This window comes from Streptomyces sp. NBC_01622 (assembly GCF_045209635.1).
Lineage (GTDB): Bacteria > Actinomycetota > Actinomycetes > Streptomycetales > Streptomycetaceae > Streptomyces.
On the sequence record NZ_CP109293.1, the window covers coordinates 8,589,544 to 8,604,755 of the forward strand.

Consider the following 15,212-nt stretch of genomic DNA (forward strand, 5'->3'; position numbering starts at 1 on the left):
CCTGCGCAGACGCACGCTCCTGACGGGGATCGCCGGGGGACTGGTGACCGCCGGTGCCGTGCCCGCCGTAGCCCTCGACCGTCGTCGTGTGCTGCACATCCGGCCCGGCGACTCGGTGCAGGCAGCCGTGGACGCCGTGGAGGGCAGCGGCTGGACGATCGTCGTGCACCCGGGGACGTATCGCGAGGTCGTCAACGTGCCTGCGGGGGTCGGGGAGTTGACCTTGCGCGGTGCCACCGGTGACCCGCGTGCCGTCGTCATCGTCTACGACAACGCCAACGGGACGCAGAAACCGGACGGTTCGGGGACGTACGGTACGGCGGGCTCCGCGACCTTCACCTCTGCGGCGCCGGGGCTGACCGTCCGCGATCTCACGCTCGCCAACGACTGGCTGCGCGCCGACCATCCGGAGATCACGGGCACGCAGGCGGTGGCCGCGTATGTGACGGGCGACCGTTCGCGGTTCTCACGCGTCCGACTGCTGGCCCACCAGGACACGCTGTTTGTGGACACGACGGCGCTTGACGTCTTCGACCGGCAGTACTTCACCCACTGCTACATCGAGGGGGATGTCGACTTCGTCTTCGGGCGGGCCACCGCCGTCTTCGCGGACTGCCACTTCCACACCCTCCAACGGGACGTGACCTTCACGCCGAAGGGCATGGTCTTCGCCCCTTCCACCGCCCGCGCCAACCCGTGCGGCATTCTCGCGGTCCGCTCCCGGATCACCTCCGGCGCCGAGGACGCCGCGTACAAGCTGGCCCGCCCGTGGGTCCCGTCGTACGAGACGACGGCCTGGCCATCCCTCGTCGTGCGGGACACCCGGATCGGGCCCGGTATCGACCCGGTCGCGCCCTACACGAACATGCGCGACGCCTACCCCTGGCAGTCGATGCGCTTCCACGAGTACCGCAACACGGGCCCGGGCTCCGTGATCACCGTCCCGGAGAACCGGCCCCAACTCATGGCCGCCGAGGCCGCGTTGCACACCCCCGCGACCTACCTCGGTGACTGGCGTCCCTGAAGTCCCCCATCCGCAAGAGAACGACGAAAGGACCGCACTCCTATGTCTCGTCGTACCGCTCTCACCCTGGCCACGGCCCTGGCGCTCGGCGCCGGCCTCGCCGTCCTCCCCACCCAGGCCCAGGCCGCCACGGTCGTCGTCGACACGACCGCCGAACTGACCAGCGCGATCTCAAGTGCCGCCGCCGGCACGGTCATTCAGGTGCGCGGCGGAACGTACTACCCGACGGCCACCCTCCAGTCCACGACCAACGGCACCTCGTCCTCGCCGGTCACGCTCACCGCGTACGGCTCGGAGACCGTCAAGATCGACGGTTCGTCGCTGCCGTCCGGCTCCTGGATCTTCAAGCTGACCGCCGACTACTGGAACGTCTCCAACCTGACCTTCCAGAACTCCCCGGACAGCGCGGTCGTCTGCCAGTCCTGCACCGGCACCAACTGGAACAACGTCAAGACCATCAACGGCGGTGACTCCGGCTTCACGCTCACCGGCGACGGCACCGTCAACAACACGGTCAAGAACCTTGACTCGTACGGCAATTACGACGCCGCGACACATGGCGAGAACGCGGACGGCGTAGCCATCAAGTTCGGCTCCGGCAGCGGCAACCTCGTCACCGGCGCACGCCTGTACAACAACTCGGACGACGGGATCGACTTCTGGTCCTTCTCCACCCCGGTCACCGTCGAGCACACCTGGTCCTTCGGCAACGGCGTCAACCGCTGGTCGGACTCGTCGTTCGCGGGCGACGGCAACGGCTACAAGCTGGGCGGTGACGGCGAGGTCGTCGCGCACGTCATCAACAACTCGGCCGCCTGGGGCAACGCGGGCAACGGCTTCACCGAGAACTCCAACACCGGCGCCCTCGTCATCAACCGGACCACCGCGTACGCCAACAGCAAGTGGGGCTACTACTTCGCCACCAGCTCCGCCAAGCTCGGCAAGAACCTCGCGGTGAGCAACGGCAGCGGCTCGGTCACCAAGGGCTCCGCGGTCACCTCGGCCGGCAACAACTGGGACTCCGGCATCTCCACGCCGTCCTTCATCTCCACGGACGCGTCGACGACGTACAACGCCCGCTCGTCGAGCGGCACACTGCCGGCGACGACGTTCCTCACGACGGGGTCTACGACGATCGGGGCGACGATGAACTGACCTGATCCGTGGGCCCGGTTCGGGAAACCAGGACCGGGCCCGCACCCGTCAGGGTGCCCAGCGCAGCAGAGCGGGCATGGAGGCGTGGTCGTTTCCCTCCATGGTGACGACGACCTCCCGGCCTGTTGAATTCCCAAGCCATTTCACGAAATCGCGAACCGGCGCGAAGGTTTCCGCGTCCACCACGTCGGACGGATCGAAGGTGAACTCGATCTCCTCGATCTCGAAGAAGTAGGAGGTGAACCAGATTCCGTCGATCTCGATAGCCAGGCTCGCCGATTCCTCCGGGTCGTCCTGGAGTTTCGACCACACGGCGGAGGCCTCGGGAATTCCGGTTTCCGTCGTGTCGGCGAGTGTCCAGGTGAGGACATGCCGTCCCGGCAGCTTCCGCAGTCCGTCGAACATGTGCTGCCAGTCGTCGAGCGCGGTGTCGAGTACGCATACGTCGCGCAGGGATCCGTCGGCGACGAAGTCCTGTGCCCGGTACGTCGGTTCGCTCTCGTGCTGACCTGCCATTACAGGAACCCCTCAAAGGTGAGCTGACCTCCGCGCCAGCTCCATCGGGCACCCCAGCCGCCCGGGACCCGGAAATCCCTGGTGATGCCACCGTATTGGGCCGTGGCTGACGTGTTCACTTTCTCCACCACGTTCGGATCCGTCAGGATGTCCTGGATCATTTCGTTGGCGATCTCGGTCCGTTCGCTATTGGTGACCTTGCCGAAATTGTACATGTCGACATGTGCCTGGCCTCGTTTGGCCAGGTTTCCGGGGCTCGGGTCGCCGTGTTTCTGCAGGGCCCGGCCAGCCGGGGACAGTTGGCCCTTCTTGATGGTGGTGGCGCTCGAATACAGGTCGTCCGTGCCGTAATTGCACGGAGAAAGACCGAGCGGGTCGACCCAGGTGAGCGGGGCGTGCACATAGCTGTGGTGATTGCTCGCGGGCTCCAGTCCCAGCGGGTCCGGGCTGAGGTACCGGGCGGTCCCGGGGTCGTAGTAGCGGTGCAGGTTGTAGTGCAGCCCCGTCTCGGGGTCGGCGTACTGCCCCGGGAAGCGCAGCGGGCAGTACGCCGTGGCGTCGTCGTCCCCGAGTGGCGGGAAGCCCGTGCCCCACAGGCTGGTGCGGTGCTGCCAGACCAAGTCCCCGGTCGCGGAGACCAGTTCCATGGGGGTGCCGACGGTGTCCGTGATCACGGCGTGGAAACGGGCCGCCCGCGCGGGGTGCGTCTCCTCCGCCAGCCGGGCCAGGAAGGACGAGTTGGGGGCCGCGGCCGACGGTTCGTGCAGGGTCTGGGCCACCGGGCGTGGTGTCCCCGGTTCGTAGTCCCAGGTGGTGACCAGGCCGTCGGGGTCGGTCTGTTCGGACAGACAGGTGCCGTCCCACGCGAACTCGGTGCGCTCGGCGGCCGAACCGTCCTCCGTCACCCGGTACTTGGACACCCGGCGGCCGAACGGGTCGTAGGCGTACCGCCATTGACCGCCGTCCGGGGTGCCCGCCTCGGTCAGCCGGCCCTCGGTGTTCCAGGCGTAAGTCCACGTACGGCTCTGGCCGTTGAGCAGCCGGAGGGTCCTGCGGACGAGGCGGCCCTGTGCGTCGTGCTCGTACGTGTTGCGGCCAGCAGAGCGGACGAGGGTGCCGTCGATGTCGTGTGCGTCGGGGTCAGGCCGGCCGGGCGCGGTCGCGCTCACCACGTTGCCCGCCGTGTCGTAGGCGTAGGTCTCGGTCCAGCCGTGGGCGCGTACGCCCGTGACCCGGCCCATGGTGTCGAGGTCGAAGTGGCGGGTGCCGGAGGTGAGTTCGCGGATCTCGGTGATGTACCCGTCGGCACGGTGGGTGTAGGTCCGGTGCTGCAGCAGCCCTTCGACACCGGCCGCTCGTGCCGCGGCGGCCAGGGACTGCCCGGTGAGCTGCCCCCGCGCACTCCAACTCTGGGTCAGCGTCACCTCCGTACCGATGCGGCGTTCGATCTCGCGGCCCGCCGCGTCGTAGGAGAAGTCCAGCGCACCCGCGGGCGTGCGCAGGGCAAGCGCGCGGCCGACCGGGTCGTAGGACCAGTCCGAGGCCAGACCCGACGGTGTCACCCGCCGGACGCGACGCCCGAGGGCGTCGTAAGTGTGCGTGGTGCGCCGCCCGTCGACCGTCTCCGCCAGCACCCGCCCCAGCGCGTCACGCTCCAGTACGACATCGGCCTCGGCGTTGGCCGCACGGGCCAGCCTGCCGTCCGGGCCGTAGGCATACGTCGTGACCTCGCCCGAGTCGGCGTGCTGCGACGCCACGCGTCCCGCCTCGTCGCGGGTGAAACGCAGCGTCTCCCCGGCGCCGTTCGTGCGACGACTCAGCCGCCCCGCCTCGTCGTGCTCGTACGTCAGCGTCCGCCCGTTGAAGTCCGTCTCCGTGCTCAGCCGTCCGGCCTCGTCGTACGTGTACGACCATGTCCGCCCCTGCGGACTGGTCACTTCCGTCAGCCGCAACTCCGTGTCGTACGCGAACTCGTACCGCGCCCCGTCCGGGTCGACCCGCGCGGCGGGCACGTCGAAATGGGTGGCGAAGTGGTGCGTGACATTGCCCGCCGGGTCCGTTTGGACACTCAGGTTGCCCTCCGCGTCCCACGTCCACGACTCCCTTGCACCGCCGGGGAGTTCGCGCCAGGACGGCTTGCCCTCCGGGGTCCAGCCCATGCGGGTCGTATGGCTCAGCGGGTCGGTCACCGCGATGATCCGGCCGAAGGAGTCGCGGCGGACCGACGTCGTGTGGCCCGACTCGTCCGTCAGTGACACCGGCAGACCGGCCGCGTCGTACACCAGCGTGCGGGTGTGGCCGAGCGCGTCGGTGACCGCCGTCGGGCAGCCGTGCGCGTCGTACGCGTAGCCGGTCTCGGCACCCGTCGGGTCGAGCGTCGTCAGCAGGTTTCCCCGCTCGTCGTACGTGTGCCGCCACACCGCCCCGCCCGGCTCCACGACCTCCGTCGGCAGACCGAGCGCGTTGTAGGCCGCCCGCGTCAACGACCCGTTGGGCAGGGTGAGTTCGGTGAGATTGCCGAAGTCGTCGTAGGAGTACCGGGTCGTGTGGCCCAGCGGGTCAGTGACCGTGACGGGGCGGGAACCGTACTCGTCCCAGCGGGTGCGGGTGACGTTGCCGAGCGGGTCGGTCTCCTCCTCGACCAGGCCCTCCGCGTTGTGCCGGTGGGTGGAGACGCGGCCCTGCGAGTCGGTGTACGTCGTCGTGCGCGTCGTGTCGTCGTAGGCCAGCGTCCCGGACAGGATGCCGTCGACGCCCTCGGTGCGCACGACCCGGCCGCGCTCGTCGTAGACGTAGCAGAACCAAGTCCCGTTCCGGTCCGTCCACTTGGTGATCCGGCCCTGCTCGTCGTACGCGAACCGCAGTGCTTCCCCACTGGAGTTGACGACCTCGGTGAGGTTGCCGGCGCCGTCGTAGCCGTAGCGCATGACGACCGTGCCTTCGCCCACCGGGCCCTCGGGGCCGTAGCGGGACGGGGCTTCGTCGAGCAGGCGCAGCGCGGTGATGCGGGGGCCGGTCGTGTCGACGGCGACGTAGTGGCCGCCGGAGTGGCGGATGCCGAACGGGACGCCCTCGTCGTCGCGTTCGACATCGGCGCGGTTGCCGTTGCGGTCGCTCCAGGAGTCCAGCGCCAGATGGAAGACGCCGAAGGTCGGGGAGGGGACCGGGGCGCCGAACGTGCGGACCACACCGGTCGCCGGGTCGGTGACCGTCATCGCGCTGTCCGGCTTGCCGTCCCACTCCAGCGGCCAGCGCACACCCTTCAACGGCATCGTCGCCACGCCCGGTTCCGGCACCGGGTAGACCAGGCGCATGCCGTCCGCCGCCGCGAACACCACGCCCTCACCGTCGATCTGGAGGCATTCGTCGAGGGTGGAGATCCAGGTCGGGCCGAAGCGGACACCGCCGCGGTAGGAGGAGAGGTGGGTGCGGGTGAACTCCAGGGGGAGCGCGCCCGGCAGCGCCAGGTCCGTCGCGCTCATCAGCATCGCGCCGGTCGCCACGTCGATCGGCTCGCCGACGCAGGGCGTTCGGTCGGCGGTGCGTGCGGCCGGGCCCAGTTCGACCAGATCGGGGCGGAGCGACGCGGGCCGCAGCAACAGCGGTGTCGTATCGCTGAACGCGCCCTCGATACCCGCCTTGACGACCCCGCCGCCGGCGCCCAGCGCGCCGCCGAAGAGCATGCCGTCCTTGGCGGCCTGATTCACCTCGTCGAGGCTGAAGCCCTGCTGCAGACCGGTCGCCATCTTCAACGGCTGGGCCACGGCCAGGTCGACGGTCACCGACTCGATACCGCCGAACGCGGCGGCGACCAGCGTGCCCCCGGCGATCTCGGCGATCGTCGTGGAGACCGCGACACCCAGCCCGGCACCGAACTCGATCACCAGGTCGGCCGCCGCGACGGCGGCGCCGGAGGCGAGGCCCGCGGTGAAGAAGGCCAGCGCCACCCCGCCCGCGATCACCGCCGCGTCGATGCCGATCTGCGTCCAGAGTTTGTTGATGGCGTCGTCGATCGCGTCGGCGAACTTCTCGAGCGCGGTGGCCATTTCACGCCCGGAGTCGGCCAGGTCCTTCAGCCAGCCGCTGTCCTTGTCCTTGGCGTAGCGGCCCCAGAACTTCCCGAACGCCTCGATCGACTCACCCGTGTTGTTGTGGATGACCGACGACGCGCTCTGCTGGACCGGGCCCCGCAGATCGTCGACCGCGCCCGCGAAGGTGCGCCAGGCAGTCGCCGCCGACCGCAGCTTCCCCGAGTCCGCCTCCGGCCACCACATGCCCAGATCGAGCAGGATCTTCCGGGCCTCGTCCTCAACGCTCACCGGCACCGTCCGCCTTGGTGACCTTCACTTCGGTGAACATCCCGGCGATCAACTCGTCGTTGTCCACATGACCGTCGGCCAGATCGACCATGGCCTCGTGAATGCTCGTCAGCCCGAGCACCAGCGTGCCCGCCGCGCCCTCGATCTTCTTCTGCAGCGGCTTGTAGGAGTCGCCGAACTCCTTGCCCTGCTTGTCGTCTCCCCACGGCTCGCCCAGCCCGTCGAGGGACTTCACGAGCGCGGTCAGTGCCTTGCCCAGATCAACTGCCGCCGTCTGGAAGTCCGGAGCCGTCCGCTTCAGGTCGGCCGTCTTGATGTCGAGGACCTTGGCCGGGTCCTTTCCGTCACCCATCGCGCGTTCCCCCGTTCGCAGTCGCAGCCACGACCCTAGGAGAAGCCGGCCAAGGGAGGGTCAAGTACACCCCATGGCGGGGTAATTCCGCGGCCCGTGGGTTGTGTATCGATCGGATAAAGACTCTCGCCTCCACGGTGTGATGCGCGTAGACAGTCCCTGGCCTGGTGCATCACCCAAACAACCAGATCCGGAGATTCCATGCGGAAGTCCCTCAGAGCGGCCGCCGTCGGCGCCGCCTGTGTCGTCGCCGGTGCAGCCCTCTACGGCACGGGCGTCGCCACGGCCGGCCAGTCGACGGCCAACTCGACCCACGAGCCGTACAACATCGGCCTGTTGACGAAGGACATCGACACCTACTACGGCACCACGCTCGACGCCAACGGCGTCTACCAGGCCTCGGCGACCAGTCCCTACGCCAAGGACCTGGCGCGCATCGACGCGTCCGCCAAGAAGTACATCGACGAGGCCGTCCGCAAGCACCACAAGGGCGCCAAGCCCGCGGTCGTCTTCGACATCGACGACACGCTGCTGCTCAGCCTCGACTACGAGAAGAAGAACAACTACGGCTACAGCTCGGCCACTTGGGCCGCGTATGTCGCGCAGGCCAACCGCCCGGAGGTCTTCGGCACCCCCGAGCTGGTCAAGTACGCCGCGTCCAAGGGCGTCACGGTCTTCTACAACTCGGGCCTGAAGGAGTCGCAGCGCACCTACGCGGTCGACAACCTGAAGAAGGTCGGCGCGGACGTCGACCTCGACGCCGACCACATGTTCCTGAAGGACGCGGACAACCCGCCGTCGTACCTGAGCAGTTGCGCTACTCCGGGCACCTGGACCTGCACCACCGTGCAGTACAAGTCCGGCACCCGGAAGCACATCGAGGACCTCGGGTACAACATCATCGCCAACTTCGGCGACCAGTACTCGGACCTCGACGGGGGCTACGCCGACAAGACGTACAAGATCCCGAACCCGACCTACTTCGTCAGCTAGTCCGTACGGGGGCAGTCCCTACCGGGCTGATCGACCCGAGGGTGGGCACCACCGGCAGGATCGTCCCGTCCGCCGCGAACCGCAGGCGGTCGATCGTGGTCTCCCGGTGGGTGCCGTCCCCACCAGGCTTTCCCGGCCCGTTCAGGGCGAACCGGTGGTAGACGATGTACCAGTCGTCGGTCCCCGGGGCGTTCACCACGGAGTGGTGGCCGGTGCCGAGGATGCCGTACTCGGGGTTCTTGGACAGGATCGTGCCCCGCTTGGTCCACGGACCGAGCGGGGACGGTCCCGTCGCGTAGGCCACGTGGTAGTTCTCGCTCCGGGTGTCGTCCTCGGACCACATGAAGTAGTACGTGCCCTTGCGCTTCACCACGAAGGACCCCTCACGGAAGTCGTCCGTCGTGATGTCCTTGACCTTCGTCGCGTCGTACGACGTCATGTCGGCGTTCAACGGCACCACGTACGCGTGCCCGTTGCCCCAGTAGAGATACGACTGCCCGTCGTCGTCCGTGAAGACGGCCGGGTCGATCATCTGGCCCGCCAACTTTCCTTTCCCCACGAGGGGTTGGCCCAGCGCGTCCTTGAACGGGCCTGCGGGCGAGTCCGCCACCGCGACCCCGATCTGTTGCTCGGCACAGAAGTAGAAGTAGTACTTCCCGTCGCGCTCCGCGACCGCCGGCGCCCACGCGTTCTTGTCGGCCCAGGAGACGTCAGGGCCCAGGTCGAGGACGACTCCATGGTCCTGCCAGTGGACCAAGTCCCTTGAGGAGTACGCCTTGAAGCTCGTCCCGCCCCAGTTCGCGTAGCCGTCGCTCGTCGGGTAGATCCAGTACTGGCCGTCGAGATAGTGCACGTCGGGGTCGGCGGTCAGCCCCGGCAACACGGGACTTCGCGTCGGCACCGCCTCCACCGTCCAGGTCCGGCTCGTCCCGTCCGCGGCCGTGACCGTGTACTGCTGCGGTGTGCGGAAGTCACGTCGGCCACCGGACGGCGGGTTGATCCTCGCCCCCGCGCCCACGGCCAGCGTCGGCGCCAAGTGCCGCAGATCCGCGCCGGGTTGCATCGGCAGCACGACCTTCGACGAGGCCTCCGTGACGACCGCGTACCCCTTCTGCCTGTGCGCCGTAGCGTCCACGATCGAGGTCGCAGTCGCCGGGTACGCGGCCAGCAGGCGGTCGTACTCGGCCTGCGTCACCGGAAGTACCGTGCCGTGCCGGGGACTTGCCGGGAGTTGGTAGTCCGTGGACGGGGTCCATCGGCCGGAGTCGAGGTCGGTGGTCTCGAAGGGGATGTAGCCGCGCAGCCCGTACTCGTCGACGAACAGGTACCACTTCTTCCCGGTGTTGGACTTGAACACCGTCGGGCCTTCGCCCCGCTCGATGGCACCGCTGCCGATGCACTCGGAGACGAAGTCGTACGACGTGGAGGTCAGCGAGGTCGACTTCTCGCCGGTGATGAACTTCGAGCAGGGGGAGCTGGAGGACGGGTCGCGTTCGTCCTTGGTGTAGCGGTAGTAAGTGTCCTTGTACTTCACGACGGTTGAGTCGATCACCGAGTAACCGGGGTCGTCCCAGACCTTCGGCGCGCTGAAGGCACGGAAGTCCTTCGTCGTCGCGTACATCATGCGGTTGTACGTCGAGCCGGTGTGGTCGGGGTCGTCGTCGGCGTACAGCTTCGACGCCCAGAAGATGACGTACTCACCGAGCGAGTCGTCCCAGTAGGCCTCCGGCGCCCAGGTGTTGCCCGCGTTGTCGGGGGCCACCTTCACCAGCCGCTGGTCGGTCCAGTGGACGAGGTCGGTCGACTCCCAGATCATCACGGACTTGCTGCCGTGCCGCTGGACGTCGTCCCAACTGCCGCTGCTGTTCTGGTACATCCGCAGGTCGGTGGCGATCAGATAGAACTTGTCGCCCTTCGGCGAGCGGATCACGAACGGGTCGCGCAGCCCCTGCTCGCCGATCGTCGACGTCAGGACCGGCTTGCCCTGGTTCAACTCCCGCCAGTGCAGCGGGTCGTTGCCACGGCTGAGGGCGTAGCGGATCTGCTCGCCGTCGGCGGTGCCCTCGCCGGTGAAGTAGGCGAAGAGATAGCCGGCGTACTTGGGATGGGTCACGGGCGGTGCTCCTGAGTACGCGGTACTGGGCGGGGCGGCGAGCAGGCTGAGGAGGAGGGCCAGGAAGGGGAGCAGGAGGGCGCGGGCGGTGCGGGGTCGCATGGCACATCCTGTGGGGGTGTGGGGGATTCTGTTGAGTGGCTGTGCCTTCGGAGTGTCACCAGTGGGGTGCGGTGCGTCAATCGGTGCGGGTGGGGCCGGGCTGATCGAAAGTTTCGGTTCTCCTCCCGTGGCCGTGGCAACCTTTCCGGCCACGGCGGCGACCAGGAACCAGAAACGGGCCGGGGCGGCCCCTCCGGCCCGTTTCGTCCTCGTCATCCAGGAAAGGAACCAACGCCGTGCGTACGAGTACCGGACGCCACCGCAGGACCCGCACCCTCTCGATCGCCGCCGCGGTGGCCGTCGCCGCAGGGGCGGGCGGCGTCTACCTCGGCCTCAACAGCGGCGGCGCACAAGCCGCTTCGTCGACGGTCACCGTGTCCACCACCGCCCAGCTGGAGTCGGCCGTCGCCAACGCCACGGCGGGGACGGTCATCCAGGTCAGGGCGGGCACCTACACCCCGGCCGCGACCCTCAAGTCCACGGCGAACGGCACGAGTTCGGCCCGCATCACCTTGCAGGCGTACGGCACGGAGAAGGTGAAGATCGACGGCTCCAAGCTGCCGGCGGGCCAGTGGCTGGCCGGTATCTACGGCGACTACTGGACCGTCCAGAACCTCACCTTCCAGAACTCCCCGGCCCAGGGCTTTGTTGTCACCTCGTCGGTTGGCGGCATCTTCAAAAACCTGGTCACGGCGAACAACGGTGACTCGGGCTTCACCCTGCGCGGCGACGGCACGACCAATAACCTCGTGCAGAACTTGGACAGTTACGGCAACTACGACGCCGCCGGGCACGGCCAGAACGCCGACGGCATCGCCATCAAATTCGGCTCCGGCACGGGGAACAAGGTCACCGGCGCCCGCCTCTACAACAACTCCGACGACGGCCTCGACCTCTGGCAGTTCTCCTCGCCGGTCACCATCGAGCACTCCTGGGCCTTCGGCAACGGCAAGAACCGCTGGAACGACTCCGCCTTCGAGGGCAACGGCAACGGCTTCAAGCTCGGCGGCGGAGGCGTCGCGGTCGCCCACGTCGTCAACGACAACGCGGCCTGGGACAACAGCCTCAACGGCTTCACCGAGAACTCCAACACCGGCGCGATCATCCTCAACCGCAACACCGCGTACTCCAACACGGCGGCCGGCTTCTTCTTCGCCACGAGCAAGTCCCGCCTCGCCCGCAACCTGGCCGCCGGCAACAAGGGCGGCCCGGACAAGCTCGGTTCGTCGACGGTGTCCGCGGCCAACAACTGGGACGGCGGGGTCGCTACCCCGTCCTTCAAGTCCGTGGACGCGACGACGGCGTACGGCGCCCGTTCGTCGAGCGGCACGCTGCCGGCGACGACGTTCCTGACGACGGGGTCTACGACTATCGGTGCGACGATGGACTGAGGTGCCCCACCCGCGGACTCCGCTTTTCACGGGACGACGCGCAGAGGTGATGCGCGAAAGGCCCCGGTCGCTGCGAGTCGACCGGGGAGTTTCCTCTGTTTCTGGGGCGGGTTACCAACCCAGCTCCCGATACTGCTTGTTCCGCTCCTCGCGGCGGAGGGTGACCTTCAGCTTCTCGTCGCTGGGAGCTGTCCAGGTGGCCGTCCACATGCAGACGGGGCCCAGGACGTACGTTCCGTCGCCCGTCACGTCGGTGACGATGCCTTCCCTGCCCGCGTCGGCGTCATAGACCTGGTCGCCGACCCACGCCCGAGCCTTCTTCTCGCTCATACGGCTGACTCGCTCAGGAGCTCTGCCCAGACCTGCTTGCCCCAGCGGTACATGTCCGTCCCCCAGCGCTCGGCCAGGGCATCGATCAGCAGGAGACCCCGACCACTGGTGGACAGGTCGTCGCCGGGCTTGACCATCTGCGGCAACGCGCGGGCCTTGTCGACCACACCGATCCGTACGAACCGCTCGCTAGGTCTGGAGACGACGACCCGGATGTTCCGGGTGTTCGTGTGCTTGATCGCGTTGGCCACTAACTCCGTGACGAGGAGAACCCCCGAGTCCGTCAGCTCGTCCAGGTGCCAGGCGGCCAGCGCAGTTCTGACCAGCTTGCGGGCTGCATCGGCACTCTCCTCCAGAGCAGGAAGGGTCTCGGAGTATCCGGGGTGCCCGATGGGGCGTGGCTGCGCTGACACGATCATCTGGACCTCAGGGGTGTCGGTGGACGACGGCCTCGCTCAAGTCAACGGCTGCGCACTCGTGGCGAGGAGGAAAAGTCGGCCCCGTGCGCATCGTGGGCAACCGGAAATTTCTCGCCACTCACACCTACTCACGGGGTTGAAGTGGCTACCGTGGGTGCATGGAGGGGAACGCGAGCCTCATCAACGCCATGGGCGAGTCGGCCCTCAAACAGGCCGAGTTGGCTGAAGCCGTGAACGACTTCCTGCGCGCTCGTGGAGACGAAGGAACGGTGAGTGACCGTACCGTCCGGAACTGGCTCACCGGAAAGACCCGCTGGCCCCACCCCCGCCAACGCGAAGCCTTAGAGGCAGTATTCGGTTGTACGGCCGAGGAGTTGGGCTTCAGTCCGCCTACGGCGTCACACACCACCACCGAACCGGAGTCATCCGTGAGGCGCAGGAACTTCCTCACCGGCACCGCTGCCGCCGTCGCGGCGCCCATCCTGGATTCGCGGCCAATGTCTGTCGGCACAGCCGATGTGATCCGCCTACGTAGCGGACTGGACGCCCTGATGGCTCTGGACGCGTCCAGAGGCGGACACGAAGACTTGGAGCGGTCGGCGCTCGCCGGTGCGGACGAGGCACTCGGCAAGGTCGGGCAGGCCGCTTCCCAGCGCATCCGCCAACGGCTGTACTCAGTGGCTGCCAACTACCTTTCGACGGCAGCGTGGGCTGCCATCGACGGCCGCCAACTCGACCGCGCCCAGACCCGCTTGGACCGCGCCCTGTACCTCGCCGGGATGGCCAAGGATCCCGTCGTAGAACTGCGAGTCTGGAACTCGTACGCGATGCTCGCCCACCAGTGGGACAAGTTCACTGATGCGGTGGACGCCGGATACGCGGCCCAATCAACTGCGATTGCCAGACGGGACCCCTTCTACGGCTCCCTCGCCCACGCCCGTACGGCCCTCGCCCACGCCACCCTCGGCGACCGCCAGGCCACCATCAGGTCTCTCGGGTACGCCGAGGAGACGTTGGCCAAGGCGACCGACGACGAGACCCGCCCGAGCTGGGTGGGCTTCTACGGGGTGGCCGAGTTGACCGCGATGACAGCCATCGCCCGGGACCGGATCGGGGACTCCGCCGAGGCCGAAGCCGCCTCCCACAAGGCACTGAGCGGCATTCCGAAAACCTTCAAGCGAAACTGTGCCCTGGCCACGGCCCGACTAGCCCTGACGCAGGTCCACCAGCGGGACTTGGACCCGGCATGCAGGTCGGCCTCTGAAGTCTTCGAGCTGATGTCCGACCACCCGATCCCCGGCCGTATGCGATCCCTACTCGGCGATTTCTACCGGGACTTGATCACTCTTGCGCCGGACGCGTCGATCGCCCGAGAGTGGGGAGACCGCTACCGATCCGAATGGAGCCGAGCCTGATGGCCGACCTGGACGTCCGTCGCTACAGCCGTGAGGACCTGCCGCAGATCCGGCAAACGATCACCGACATTCACGCGGATGCCCAGGGCGAGCGGCCGGACGAGTTCCGCAAGAAGTTCCCCTGGTTCGTCGACCAGTGGGGCTCGCGCGAGGGCTACTCCTGCGTGATCGCGTGGGACGGGGACACGGCTGTCGGGTTCGCGTACGGAGCCCCGGCGGTCGATGGCCGGGAGTGGTGGCGCGAGTACGTCGACCCGGCGCCCGAAAAGACCCTGACCTTCGCCTACTCCGAGCTGGCTGTCTGCCAGGCGTACCGGAAGCAGGGCGTCGCTGACCTCCTCTCCAGAGCCCTCCTGGAGGACCGGACGGAGGACCTGGCCGTCCTCCTGGTGGACGTCGAACACCCCCGCGTCCAGGCGCTGTACGAGGACTGGGGTTTCAAGAAGGTGGGCGAACAGCGGCCCTTCCCGGACTCCCCGGTCTTCGCCGTGATGCTGGCTCAACTGCCACTGGCGTAGGCGCAGAACGCAGGGGACCGCCCTCTTTGGACCGGCACAGGGGTGGTCGGCCGAGTTCGATGGACGCGATCAGGTTGCCGTACCCGTAGTGCTCTGTTGTGGGCGTGGAGCCGCTTTTCAGGTAACCGCTCCCGTCGGGTGAATCACAACGGTGTTGCTCTTCCAGCTAGTTCGCCCCACGTGACCCGAGGTGTCCTTACCGTGAGTGTCACGCATCACAAGCAGGGGGGACAGTGAGCACACCGCCATCTCCGCAGAGACCGCCGCGTCCTGATGAAGTGCTCGCCTTCCACAACGGCGACACACTGGAGAACATCCCTGTCATCCGTGAGGCCCCGCCCCAGCGCTTCCCCTGGAAGGCCACGATGGCAGGGGGAGCCGTGGCGATCGTCCTCGGGGTTTGCGTAGCTCTGCTCCTGCGTCACACGGCAGGAGACGGTCACTCCGTCGCCGCCGCACCCCATACCCAAGCGACAGCGACGCGCAGTGCACCCGGAGCTCAGAGGGCGAAGACCGCTGCCTCCTCCCCGTCGTGGATGGCATCTCCCTCTGTGGTCACGACGCC

12 protein-coding genes are annotated in these 15,212 nt (G+C 67.8%); 6 read left to right on the plus strand and 6 right to left on the minus strand.

Features of this window, described 5'->3' with window-relative positions; genetic code table 11:
* Position 1 precedes the first annotated feature (1 nt).
* Together OH768_RS39780 and OH768_RS39785 are read left to right on the plus strand one after the other, a co-directional pair.
* The gene (locus OH768_RS39780) at positions 2-1,024 is read left to right on the plus strand and encodes a pectinesterase family protein (protein ID WP_406465641.1); all 1,023 of its coding nucleotides are present in this window, start codon (positions 2-4) and stop codon (positions 1,022-1,024) included.
* Positions 1,025-1,066: 42 nt separating this feature from the next.
* A complete protein-coding gene (locus OH768_RS39785; protein ID WP_406461136.1) occupies positions 1,067-2,179 on the plus strand; it encodes a right-handed parallel beta-helix repeat-containing protein in 1,113 nt (370 codons plus the stop codon).
* Between the two features lie 48 nt (positions 2,180-2,227).
* On the opposite strand, the gene OH768_RS39790 is transcribed toward OH768_RS39785, so the two are convergent.
* The 3 genes from OH768_RS39790 to OH768_RS39800 are packed head-to-tail and all read right to left on the minus strand — an operon-like array spanning position 2,228 to position 7,366.
* On the minus strand, positions 2,228-2,695 hold the full coding sequence (locus OH768_RS39790; protein ID WP_406461138.1) for a hypothetical protein: 468 nt from the start codon (positions 2,693-2,695) through the stop codon (positions 2,228-2,230).
* Positions 2,695-7,014 (minus strand): DUF6531 domain-containing protein, encoded by a 4,320-nt coding sequence (locus OH768_RS39795; RefSeq protein WP_406461140.1) that lies wholly within the window; start codon positions 7,012-7,014, stop codon positions 2,695-2,697. Before OH768_RS39795 ends, OH768_RS39790 begins: the two co-directional genes overlap by 1 nt.
* Entirely contained in the window at positions 7,004-7,366 is a 363-nt protein-coding gene (locus OH768_RS39800) for a hypothetical protein (protein WP_406461141.1), read from the minus strand. The genes OH768_RS39795 and OH768_RS39800 overlap by 11 nt, the downstream gene beginning before the upstream one ends.
* Before the next feature lie 201 nt (positions 7,367-7,567).
* On the opposite strand from OH768_RS39800, the gene OH768_RS39805 reads away from it, so the two are divergent.
* Entirely contained in the window at positions 7,568-8,359 is a 792-nt protein-coding gene (locus OH768_RS39805; protein WP_406461143.1) for an HAD family acid phosphatase, read from the plus strand.
* Here the strand turns inward: OH768_RS39805 and OH768_RS39810 are convergent.
* A complete protein-coding gene (locus tag OH768_RS39810; RefSeq protein ID WP_406461145.1) occupies positions 8,352-10,574 on the minus strand; it encodes a family 43 glycosylhydrolase in 2,223 nt (740 codons plus the stop codon). The two genes, OH768_RS39805 and OH768_RS39810, sit on opposite strands and share 8 nt — an antisense overlap.
* Positions 10,575-10,810: 236 nt before the next feature.
* On the opposite strand from OH768_RS39810, the gene OH768_RS39815 reads away from it, so the two are divergent.
* On the plus strand, positions 10,811-11,965 hold the full coding sequence (locus OH768_RS39815; protein ID WP_406461146.1) for a right-handed parallel beta-helix repeat-containing protein: 1,155 nt from the start codon (positions 10,811-10,813) through the stop codon (positions 11,963-11,965).
* Between the two features lie 111 nt (positions 11,966-12,076).
* Here the strand turns inward: OH768_RS39815 and OH768_RS39820 are convergent, their stop codons facing one another.
* Both OH768_RS39820 and OH768_RS39825 read right to left on the minus strand, forming a co-directional pair.
* Positions 12,077-12,295, minus strand: coding sequence for a hypothetical protein (locus OH768_RS39820; protein WP_406461147.1), 219 nt, complete (start codon positions 12,293-12,295; stop codon positions 12,077-12,079).
* Positions 12,292-12,714, minus strand: a complete 423-nt coding sequence (locus OH768_RS39825) for an ATP-binding protein (RefSeq protein WP_406461148.1) — start codon at positions 12,712-12,714, stop codon at positions 12,292-12,294. Before OH768_RS39825 ends, OH768_RS39820 begins: the two co-directional genes overlap by 4 nt.
* A gap of 158 nt (positions 12,715-12,872) precedes the next feature.
* Between OH768_RS39825 and OH768_RS39830 the strand changes: the two genes are divergently transcribed.
* Both OH768_RS39830 and OH768_RS39835 read left to right on the plus strand, forming a co-directional pair.
* On the plus strand, positions 12,873-14,129 hold the full coding sequence (locus tag OH768_RS39830; RefSeq protein ID WP_406461149.1) for an XRE family transcriptional regulator: 1,257 nt from the start codon (positions 12,873-12,875) through the stop codon (positions 14,127-14,129).
* Complete coding sequence (locus OH768_RS39835; protein ID WP_406461151.1) at positions 14,129-14,647, plus strand: GNAT family N-acetyltransferase; 519 nt, start codon at positions 14,129-14,131, stop codon at positions 14,645-14,647. The genes OH768_RS39830 and OH768_RS39835 overlap by 1 nt, the downstream gene beginning before the upstream one ends.
* Positions 14,648-15,212 lie beyond the last annotated feature (565 nt).

Coding starts and splice junctions, on each gene's coding strand:
- OH768_RS39785 (WP_406461136.1), top strand. CDS start 1,067: ATGTCTCGTCGTACCGCTCTCACCCTGGCCACGGCCCTGGCGCTCGGC.
- OH768_RS39790 (WP_406461138.1), bottom strand. CDS start 2,695: ATGGCAGGTCAGCACGAGAGCGAACCGACGTACCGGGCACAGGACTTC.
- OH768_RS39800 (WP_406461141.1), bottom strand. CDS start 7,366: ATGGGTGACGGAAAGGACCCGGCCAAGGTCCTCGACATCAAGACGGCC.
- OH768_RS39805 (WP_406461143.1), top strand. CDS start 7,568: ATGCGGAAGTCCCTCAGAGCGGCCGCCGTCGGCGCCGCCTGTGTCGTC.
- OH768_RS39810 (WP_406461145.1), bottom strand. CDS start 10,574: ATGCGACCCCGCACCGCCCGCGCCCTCCTGCTCCCCTTCCTGGCCCTC.
- OH768_RS39820 (WP_406461147.1), bottom strand. CDS start 12,295: ATGAGCGAGAAGAAGGCTCGGGCGTGGGTCGGCGACCAGGTCTATGAC.
- OH768_RS39825 (WP_406461148.1), bottom strand. CDS start 12,714: ATGATCGTGTCAGCGCAGCCACGCCCCATCGGGCACCCCGGATACTCC.
- OH768_RS39830 (WP_406461149.1), top strand. CDS start 12,873: ATGGAGGGGAACGCGAGCCTCATCAACGCCATGGGCGAGTCGGCCCTC.
- OH768_RS39835 (WP_406461151.1), top strand. CDS start 14,129: ATGGCCGACCTGGACGTCCGTCGCTACAGCCGTGAGGACCTGCCGCAG.